We start from the raw sequence: 9,584 nt of genomic DNA on the forward strand, positions 1-9,584 counted from the left end.
AATAATCTGTAGACGTTTGTGATATTTGGCGTACGATGAATCTCTTAGGAGTTTTTCAATTTTCTGTATTTCTTCGTTTGTAAGTTTCATAACTACCATTATAAGATGTTTTTTGATTTTAGTCTAGTATTAGAGGTGAGTTTTTGCTCAACCTCTTTTTTATGGTAGATTGAAATAAGATGTCAACAAATCGATTGGGGAAGTCAAATTAATTTCTAGAAATGTTTTATCAATCGCGACGTACTGTTCTATATTCAACCTACTATATTACTAAAAATTAAAGAATTCCATGGCCTGTTTGAAAAGTAAATCCGTATACTCTGGGTCTTCTTGGGCAATAGTAACCTGGTCTTGAATCATTTCTAAATCATCCGTTATCATACCATCAGCTCCTAGCTGAACAGATTTATCAAAAGACTCTGAACTATTGATGGTCCAAACGTACAATTTCTGATCGGTATTCCAAAGCTTGTTGACAAAATTTTCATCTAAAGTTGAATACTCCATGGTGTAACCTGTAGCCTTGGTTCTTGGAAAAATACTATTATAAGGTAGGATGAAATAGACTGGAATTTGAGAATCGTAGGCTAGCACCTGGTCAATCACATGGTAGTCCAAAGATTGCATTTGGTGACCATTCTGCTTAAGAACCGTTCCATATTTGTCCATAAATCGTTTCATCATATCTGGGCTATCTTTTCGACTGGTTTTAATCTCAATAAGAAGCTTTTGATGTAATTCATTAGCTTTGTTGAGGTAGTCATCAAAACTAGATACCTTGGTATGATAGCCATTTTCAGAAATATCAAGTTTGGTTAATTCATCCAAAGTTAGATCCTGAGGATTGGCATTAACTCCTGTCAGATTCTTGATATTGGCATCATGCATCATGACAAACTGGCCATCTTTTGTTTCCTGAACATCTGTCTCAACGAAATCTGGAGATAACTGAGCCGTCTTTTCTAAAGATTGGACGGTATTTTGTACACCATTCTTATTGGATACTCCCCTGTGAGAGATAATTAAAGGTTTATTGGCAACTGGAGCTTCTAAATAAACATAACCCTCAAGAGCGAAAAAGATACCAGCACATCCCATCACTCCCCATCTCATCCAGTGGTCTTTCTTTCTCCTTGGTGTGATTTCTAGTTCCTCCCCTGTCAAAAAGGAAACAAACTTAATGAGAAAGTAAGTCAAGGCCATATAGTGGAAATTCTTAATCAAGACAAAGTTGATAATTCCCAGTACAAGAGATTCCTTATGGGTCAGACCATCCATCAGTGCCTGACTTGCTAAGATTGGAATCAATAAAAGAATGAAAAATAGGTAGGTTTTGACGACAATCCAAAGCAAGTTCCAAATATAAAACCATGAGTGCTTTCTTGTCTTCTCTAGACTATATCTGACTGCTTCTTTGACTTTCTTCTTCTCAAATAAAAGCTGAGGTAGGGCAAACATGAGACGCACTGAAATGTAAAACAGAAGTAAAGCCAAAATAGTAACCACTATACCTACAAGCCAATACTTGTCTTCCACATAATCAACGATAAAGTCCGGAATCACAATTTTATTGAGATAATAAATCTTTAAAATCTTTCGAATCAATGGAAAAAGCATCATGACATAAAAGAAGATAAAGGCCATTTTGGAAATCGTCACTTGTCTCATGAATAAGAAACTCTGACGAAAGACCTTGCGACTGTACTCCAGCAGAGTTCTCTTTTCATGATAGAGGAGGTGTCGAGCTCCGATAAAGAGAAGCCCTATCTGGTAATAGGCGATTAGTAAATTAACGATTACCAGAACAAATAAAGCAAGACTAACAAAGGGAGAACCCTTTATAATGGCAAAAATATTATTGTAGGAAAGAAAGAGATAACCTGTCTGACGGAGCAACAGTCCAGCAATCCAAGAATTAAGTGGTAACCAGACAAACTCAATCATCATGAATATCAAGAAAAAGAGAAAAAGTATTTTATCTAGATTAAAGTATATCTGCTTAAAACCTAGATTTTTAGGTTTTTCAGGTTTCATAGGCACTCCTAGTCAAATAATTGAGACAAGTCCAAGCCTCCAAAAGGATTGTTCGACAGGCTACTTTCTGTTCCTAACAATTCTCTAGCTTGATCGGACTCTAGAAAGGACTCGTAAACACGCGCCGTCATCCGAGCATCCTCCAAGCTATTATGGGACTGCCCTTGAAATCCAAGAAATGAGGCGACGGTTTGCAATTTGAGATTGGCAATACCATGTAAATCCGAACTCCGACGTTCAAAAGCTTCATCATACAAATCTACCTTGTACTGCTGGCTGTAGTCTAAACCATGCTCTGCTAGAATAGGCAAATCACTTTTAGCAGCATTGTATCCAACCATCGGTAAAGAACCTACAAACTCTTGGAAATCTTTGATGACTTCCTCCACTGGCGGAGCATCTTTTAAGGTCTCAGCCGTAATCCCAGTCAAACCATTAATAAAACTTTTTAAAGGCACACTGGTATGAACATAGGAATCATAGGCATCGATTTCCTGACCATCTCTAAAACGCACTGCCGAAACTTGAATCAAGTGTGTTTGTCCTTCGTGCTGATTAAATTCTAAGTCAAAAGCAATGTAATCTTCTAATCGTTCCATTCTATCCTTCTCCTCTACTGTCTATCTTCTTATTCATTTTGAGTAACTATACTATTCACAAATAAAAGAAGCCATCAGGTTAGCATTTAACCTAAACAGCTCCTTGATTATCCTCCAAATAAACGAGCAAAAAAGCCTTTCTTAGTTGATTGGACTTCTTCTTTTGCTTGGTCCAGCTCTAGCTTAAGATTTTCTTGATCCTTCATGGCTTGAAGAGTCAATTGTTGCTGCTGATCGAGTTGTTTGTCTTTCTCCGCAATCTGACGGTCTTTGATACGCATCTGCTCGTCTTTTTCTGATAACTGACGATCCTTTGCTTTTAATTGTTCATAAAGACGAAGAATTTCTGCGTTCTTCTCATCCACTAGAATCTCCATCAGTTCACGTTGCTTGACATCTTCACTGACAGGCTCATCTTCAAAAATCGTTTTTTTATAGATTTCTTCTAGCTTAATCAAGCCACTTCTGGTAACGACTGTTACCCCTTTGTCATTTTTATCTGTGTCTTCTTCTGGTAATTCTTTGACACGGTTATTGATTGCTTGACGAGATAATCCTAAGACCTCTGCAATCTCACTGACGGTCATTTCAATACTCATAATATCCTCTGAAACGTTTTCTAGCTTTTCTTTACTTAAATCTTATCATAAGCTAGAAAAACTGTCAAATTTTCGCTTAATCTAAGGCCTTCAAAAAGGCTAATAAGACTTGGGCAGAGCGACGTCCAGCTTCGATAATAAACTCATCAAAAGAGATGTTTGCTTCATGGTTGGCATTGTCACTCATAGCACGGATGACTAAGACTGGAAGATTAAGAGCATGCGCTGCCTGAGCAATAGCCGCTCCCTCCATCTCAACAGCTAAAACTTCTGGGAAATGGGACTTAATCGCTTCTATCTTATCATTTCCTGCAACAAAACTATCTCCGGTAGCAATCAAACCAAGATGCCAATTCTGGTCCAATTGAGATAAACTCTCTTGGATTTTGGCAACAAAGGTTTTATCTGATTCGAAATAAAGCGGTTGTTGCGCCATTTGTCCATAAGCATAGCCAAAAGCTGTGACATCCACGTCATGATAAGCCAATTTGTCAGCAATCACAACATCACCAACTGCAATACCCTCTGCTACTGCCCCAGCTGATCCCGTATTAATAAGTGCATCCACCTGGAAATGATCAGCCAAAATCGCCACACTCATAGCAGACATGACCTTGCCAATTCCACTTTCTACAAGAACGACTTCATGCGAGGCAATGGTTCCTGTATGATAGGTATTCCCTAAAACAACTTGCTCTTGGGCATTTTCTAGATGCTGGACCAGATAAGCCAGTTCTTCTGGCATAGCCGCAATAATTCCTATTTTCATTTCATTTCCTTTTCTATTACAAAAGTTTCATTGCTAAAACAAGCAAAATCAAGAGAAAGATGACTGCAAATAAGATTTTATTCAATTTAGAATTGAAGACATTTCTCTTGGTATTTTCAATGCGACGGCTTTTATGAATAGACGGTTCGACCTGAATCTTCAAGGTTTCCTGACTAAAGCCATGCCCCTTAGGATTGGCATAACCGAAACGGGAAGAAGAAGTTGGTAAAATCTTAGTCTCCTCATCATCTAGCAAAGGGGGACCCGAAATTTTTTCGCCTCTATTAGCTCTTTCAATCATTTCATCCGTTAATAAAGGTTTACCCATACTGACCTCCTCTATTTTGTGTGCAATTCCCAATACTGAATAGCCATAATTGTCTTGGCATCACAGATATGACCTGATTGGATTAATTTCTTGGCTTCTTCTAAGCTCACTTCAAGGACTTCCAAGGTTTCATCTTCATCCTGCGAACGCGGATTTTCCACCTTTGTCAAATCGCTTGCTTGGTATAGTTTTAACTTTTCATTACAAAAGCCAATAGCTGAGTAAAAATCGTACAAGAGTTCTAACTTTCCTGTATAGGCTGTTTCTTCCTCTAATTCACGAAGGGCTGCTGCTACAGGGTCTGTATTTTCTCCTACTTCCAATTTTCCGGCTGGAATTTCATAAGAGACAGCCTCGATGGCTTTGCGATACTGCTTGACCAAGATGAGTTTTTGCTCATCCGTTACTGCTAAAACACAGACAGCTCCATTGTGGAAAATCAAATCCCGTTGGGCAGTTCCCTTGCCTTCTGGTAATTCAACCTGATCTTGGACCAGTTTAAATATTGGTCCTTGATAGATTTCTTTTCGGCTAAGTGTTTTTTCTTCAAATTCCATGATAGTCTCCTACTGATTCTTAGGATGATGAGGAAGGCGTGTTGCATATTCGTCTTTATTGACCTGACGACCACGACCAATAGCAATCGCATCCGCTGGAACATCTTTTGTAATAGTTGAACCAGCACCAACAAGAGAATTGTCACCAAGTTCTACTGGCGCAATAATGGTTGAATTTGAACCAACAAAGACATTGTTACCAATAACTGTCTTGTATTTGTTTTTGCCGTCATAGTTGACTGTAATGGTTCCTGCACCAAAGTTAACATGGCTACCCACTTCACAGTTTCCGATATAAGTCAAATGACCAGCCTTGGTATTCTCACCGATTGAAGAACCTTTCACCTCAACAAAGTTACCAATATGGACTTGGGCACCCAGACTTGAACCTGGACGAATGTGGGCATAAGGACCGACTGTCACACCGTCTGCAACACTACTTTCCTCAATCATAGAGTTGGTAATGACAGCTCCTGCTCCGATAGTGCTATCCACTACATAAGTACCGTTTGTCAAAACAGTCTCAGCACCAATTTTCGTTTGCCCCTTCAAGGTAACATTGGCTTCTATTTGAACTTCAGGAGCAATTTCAACATCAATATCAATATAAGTTGCTTCTGGATTGACAAAGCTAACACCATTGACCCTGTGTTGATGATTGATGCGACGGCGCATAACTGACTCAGCTGTCGCAAGAGCCACACGGTCATTTACCCCAAGACTCTCGTCAAAATCTTTTAATGTATAAGCACCAACTTTTTCACCAGCTTCACGGAAAATGCCAATGACATCTGTAATATAGTATTCGCCTTGAGCGTTATTGGTATTGATATTTTTCAAAGCCTCAAATAAACGCTCGTTATCAAAGACGTAAGTTCCAGTGTTAATTTCCTTGATTTGCTTTTCAAAATCTGTAGCATCCTTCTGCTCAACAATTCGCAGAACTTCAGCATTGTCATTACGTACAATTCGTCCATAGCCGAAAGGATTATCCGTTTCAGCGGTCAAGATAGTGGCCACATTTTTATGATTGATGTGGAAATCAATCAAGTTTTTCAAGCTTTCACCTGTGATTAAAGGCGTATCTCCTGCAATGACCAAGGTGTGACCTGACAAACCTTCTAAGATAGGCTCAGTCATCATGACTGCATGACCTGTCCCCAACTGTTCAGATTGAGTTACAAATTCTGTCTGTCCAGCCAAGACCTCCTCAACCAATTCCGCCTTGTGTCCTACAACTGTGACTGTCTTTTCAGGTTGGATAGCCCCCACACTACGGAAAACATGTTCCAGCATAGAAATACCCGCAACCTTGTGCAAAACTTTTGGCAAATCAGATTTCATACGAGTCCCTTTACCCGCTGCTAAAATAATGGCATAATTTGACATAATCTTCTCTTTTCTCTAGAAATTCCCTTTTATTATACCATATTTCAAATCATTCCGCGCTCTTGAATGAAAAAATGCTCTAAAGTCCTTTCTTAACCCATTTTTTGAGTATTTTTTTTGATTTTTTTTCATTTTTAAGGTAAAATTATGAGATATGAGAAAGAAAATTAATCCGCTTATTTTATTTGGTTTTTTTGGGATTATGATTTTCATTTTAATCCTGAATCGCCCTCGCTTTGAGGACCATCCTGTAAAAACAAAGTCAAATATCGCACAAGTAGAGACACAAGCGCTACATAATATAGATAAACCAGTAATTGATGTTTCTGGTTGGCAGCGTCCTGAGGAAATCAATTACGATGCTCTCTCCCAAAACATTTCTGGAGCCATCGTTCGTGTTCACAGCGGAGCTCAGTCTTCAAAAGAAAGCGATGCTTCCTTTGTTAATGGTGTAGATAAGGCCTTTAAAACCCATATCACCGAGTTTCAAAAACGAAATGTCCCAGTTGGGGTCTATGCCTATGTAGCTGGAAAAAGTGTCCAAGAAATGGAAAAGGCTGCTGAAGTATTTTATAACGCCTCTTCACCATACAGCCCTAGTTACTATTGGCTAGATGTGGAAGAAAAAACCATGCCCAATATGAACGAAGGTGTTGAAGCCTTTCGAGCAAAGCTAGAATCACTTGGTGCTAAAAATATCGGAATCTACATTGGTGTATATTTCATGGAAGAACACAGTATTGATACAGGCAAGTTTACGTCTGTTTGGATTCCTTCCTATGGATCAAATACTGGATTTTTCGAAAGCAAACCTAATACGGACTTAGATTACGATATCCACCAGTACACTTCTAAAGGAAAAATTGCTGGCTTTGACCATGATTTGGACATCAACGTCATTTCTTCCTTAAAAAACAAAGAAGAAACCTTTAGAAAACTCTTTTTAAAACCTTAAAAGCATTTGTTTATCATTTGCTTTTTCTTTTTGTGTTTGATTGTGATACAATATAGTAAGGATTTTTGAAATAGAAATAGTTGGAGGAAATATATGCTCTCATGGTTAGCACGCATTATTAAAGGGATTGTCATTGCTCTGGGATTTATTCTACCAGGAATTTCGGGAGGGGTTCTAGCAGCAATCTTGGGAATTTATGAACGGATGATTGGCTTTCTGGCCCATCCCTTTAAAGACTTTAAAGAAAATGTTTTGTACTTTATTCCGGTTGCGATTGGTATGCTTCTGGGAATCGGCTTATTTTCCTACCCGATTGAATACCTGCTTGAAAATTATCAGGTCTTTGTCTTATGGAGCTTTGCGGGTGCCATCATTGGTACAGTTCCTAGCCTCCTCAAAGAATCAACTCGAGAATCTGACCGAGACAAGATTGATTTAGCTTGGTTCTGGACAACCTTTATCATTTCTGGATTAGGACTCTATGCCTTAAATTTTGTCGTTGGAACCTTGAGCGCCAGCTTTCTTAATTTCGTCCTAGCTGGTGCACTGCTGGCTCTTGGCGTATTAGTTCCTGGCCTCAGTCCATCAAATCTACTTTTAATTTTGGGTCTCTATGCTCCTATGTTGACTGGTTTTAAAACCTTTGACCTCATGGGAACCTTCTTCCCTATTGGAATTGGCGCAGGTGCAACTCTTATCATTTTTTCAAAGTTGATGGATTATGCCCTAAATAACTTCCACTCACGCGTCTATCATTTCATCATCGGTATCGTCCTTTCAAGTACCCTTTTGATCTTGATTCCAAATTCAGGAAACGCTGAAAGTATCCAGTACACAGGACTTTCACTTGTTGGATATGTCATCATCGCCTTCTTCTTTGCACTGGGAATCTGGCTTGGTATTTGGATGAGCCAATTGGAGGATAAGTATAAATAATGGCAAAAAAAGTTAAAATCAAAAAAACATTGGTGGAACAAATCCTATCTAAAGCAGGTATCCCACATCAGGGGATTCAAATCAATGCCCTAGAAGGAGAGCTTCCTCAAGGTTATGAACGAGATCAGATTTTCAAAACTTTGGCGCTTTTGGGAGATAAAACAGGACCGATTATCGGAATTGTGCCTATCACTAAACACTTGTCTGAAAAGAAACTAGCCAAAATTTCTGGCAATAAAAAAGTGAGCATGATTCCACAAAAAGACTTGGAAAAAACAACTGGTTATATTCATGGAGCCAATAATCCCGTCGGAATTCGTCAGAAACACAATTACCCCATTTTTATCGATAAGATTGCTCTAGACTTGGATCAAATGATTGTCTCTGCTGGGGAAGTTGGTCACAGCATTATCGTCGCTCCACAAGAATTGGCCAGCTTTGTAAAGGCCGACTTTGCAGATATCTTGGAGGACAAGTAATGAAACTCTACTTTGTCCGCCACGGTCGTACCCTCTGGAACCAAGAAGGACGCTTTCAAGGTGCTAGTGGAGATTCTCCCCTTCTTCCTGAATCTATTGACACTCTAAAACGACTTGGCCAGTATCTCAAGGATATTCCTTTCGATCAGATTTATTCAAGTGATTTACCTCGAGCGGTCAAATCTGCTGAGATTATCCAAAGTCAACTCCAGACCCCCTGTCTTTTAGAACGTGTTCCTAATCTCCGTGAATGGCAGCTGGGGAAGTTGGAAGGTTTAAAAATTGCAACCTTGGAAGCTATTTACCCGCAACAAATCAAAGCTTTCCGATCTAATCTTGCCAAGTTTGACACTCAAATGTTCGGTGCCGAATCCCTCTATAGCACCACGCAACGGACCATCAAATTTATCAAATCATTAAAAGATAGTCCGGCTGAGCATATTCTAATTGTTGGTCACGGTGCCAATCTTACTGCCAGTCTTCGTACTCTTCTAGGTTATAAAGAACCTCTTCTTCGTAAAGATGGCGGTCTAGCAAATGCCAGCCTGACAATTCTAGAAACCCATGATTTTGAAACATTCACTCTCTATACTTGGAATGATACTTCCTATCAATAACAGAACTTGATTTTATACTCAATGAAAATCAAAGAGCAAACTAGGAAACTAGCCGCAGGCTGCTCAAAATACAGTTTTGAGGTTGTAGATAAGACTGACGAAGTCAGTGACCATATCTACGGCAAGGCGACGTTGACGTGGTTTGAAGAGATTTTCGAAGAGTGTTAGCGTCAAGTTCTGGTAACTTCTAAAACTAAGTTCCAGTTTCCCACAACCTAGCCTTTAGTATGAGAAAAACGCGTGACATCAGTGGAAATCAGTCTTAGACTAACTTCCACTGGTTTTCTTTTTCTTGATATATAAGGGTTCAAAAGCGAAAAGA

General features: G+C 39.1%; 12 protein-coding genes. 5 read left to right on the plus strand and 7 right to left on the minus strand.

Annotated elements, in window-relative coordinates; genetic code table 11:
• Window positions 1-270: 270 nt before the first annotated feature.
• From ADI86_RS05335 to glmU, 7 genes are all read right to left on the minus strand, one after another.
• Complete coding sequence (locus tag ADI86_RS05335) at window positions 271-2,034, minus strand: glycerophosphoryl diester phosphodiesterase membrane domain-containing protein (protein ID WP_049532080.1); 1,764 nt, start codon at window positions 2,032-2,034, stop codon at window positions 271-273.
• An 8-nt stretch (window positions 2,035-2,042) separates the two neighbouring features.
• Window positions 2,043-2,633, minus strand: coding sequence for a 3'-5' exonuclease (locus tag ADI86_RS05340; RefSeq protein WP_049532081.1), 591 nt, complete (start codon window positions 2,631-2,633; stop codon window positions 2,043-2,045).
• A gap of 107 nt (window positions 2,634-2,740) precedes the next feature.
• Entirely contained in the window at window positions 2,741-3,232 is a 492-nt protein-coding gene (gene rocS / locus ADI86_RS05345; RefSeq protein WP_000021242.1) for a chromosome segregation protein RocS, read from the minus strand.
• A gap of 76 nt (window positions 3,233-3,308) precedes the next feature.
• Entirely contained in the window at window positions 3,309-4,001 is a 693-nt protein-coding gene (locus ADI86_RS05350; protein ID WP_049532082.1) for a 5'-methylthioadenosine/adenosylhomocysteine nucleosidase, read from the minus strand.
• A 16-nt stretch (window positions 4,002-4,017) separates the two neighbouring features.
• On the minus strand, window positions 4,018-4,329 hold the full coding sequence (gene macP, locus ADI86_RS05355) for a cell wall synthase accessory phosphoprotein MacP (RefSeq protein ID WP_049532083.1): 312 nt from the start codon (window positions 4,327-4,329) through the stop codon (window positions 4,018-4,020).
• An 11-nt stretch (window positions 4,330-4,340) separates the two neighbouring features.
• The gene (locus ADI86_RS05360; protein WP_049532084.1) at window positions 4,341-4,886 is read right to left on the minus strand and encodes an NUDIX hydrolase; all 546 of its coding nucleotides are present in this window, start codon (window positions 4,884-4,886) and stop codon (window positions 4,341-4,343) included.
• Between the two features lie 9 nt (window positions 4,887-4,895).
• Window positions 4,896-6,275: a bifunctional UDP-N-acetylglucosamine diphosphorylase/glucosamine-1-phosphate N-acetyltransferase GlmU gene (gene glmU, locus ADI86_RS05365; RefSeq protein ID WP_049532085.1), complete on the minus strand. Its 1,380-nt coding sequence runs from the start codon at window positions 6,273-6,275 to the stop codon at window positions 4,896-4,898.
• Between the two features lie 154 nt (window positions 6,276-6,429).
• Between glmU and ADI86_RS05370 the strand changes: the two genes are divergently transcribed.
• The 5 genes from ADI86_RS05370 to ADI86_RS12235 all read left to right on the plus strand — a co-directional run bounded on the left by ADI86_RS05370 (window position 6,430) and on the right by ADI86_RS12235 (window position 9,430).
• Window positions 6,430-7,230 (plus strand): GH25 family lysozyme, encoded by an 801-nt coding sequence (locus ADI86_RS05370; RefSeq protein WP_049532086.1) that lies wholly within the window; start codon window positions 6,430-6,432, stop codon window positions 7,228-7,230.
• Between the two features lie 93 nt (window positions 7,231-7,323).
• Window positions 7,324-8,166 (plus strand): DUF368 domain-containing protein, encoded by an 843-nt coding sequence (locus ADI86_RS05375; RefSeq protein WP_049532087.1) that lies wholly within the window; start codon window positions 7,324-7,326, stop codon window positions 8,164-8,166.
• Complete coding sequence (locus ADI86_RS05380) at window positions 8,166-8,645, plus strand: aminoacyl-tRNA deacylase (protein ID WP_001085896.1); 480 nt, start codon at window positions 8,166-8,168, stop codon at window positions 8,643-8,645. Before ADI86_RS05375 ends, ADI86_RS05380 begins: the two co-directional genes overlap by 1 nt.
• Window positions 8,645-9,262 (plus strand): histidine phosphatase family protein, encoded by a 618-nt coding sequence (locus ADI86_RS05385; protein WP_049532088.1) that lies wholly within the window; start codon window positions 8,645-8,647, stop codon window positions 9,260-9,262. Before ADI86_RS05380 ends, ADI86_RS05385 begins: the two co-directional genes overlap by 1 nt.
• A gap of 21 nt (window positions 9,263-9,283) precedes the next feature.
• Window positions 9,284-9,430 carry a hypothetical protein gene (locus ADI86_RS12235; protein ID WP_049532089.1) on the plus strand — a complete coding sequence of 49 codons (147 nt, stop codon included), beginning with the start codon at window positions 9,284-9,286 and terminating at the stop codon, window positions 9,428-9,430.
• The last annotated feature ends 154 nt before the right edge of the window (window positions 9,431-9,584 follow it).

This window comes from Streptococcus pseudopneumoniae, from assembly GCF_001074975.1.
In the GTDB taxonomy this organism is placed as follows: Bacteria; Bacillota; Bacilli; order Lactobacillales; family Streptococcaceae; genus Streptococcus; species Streptococcus pseudopneumoniae_D.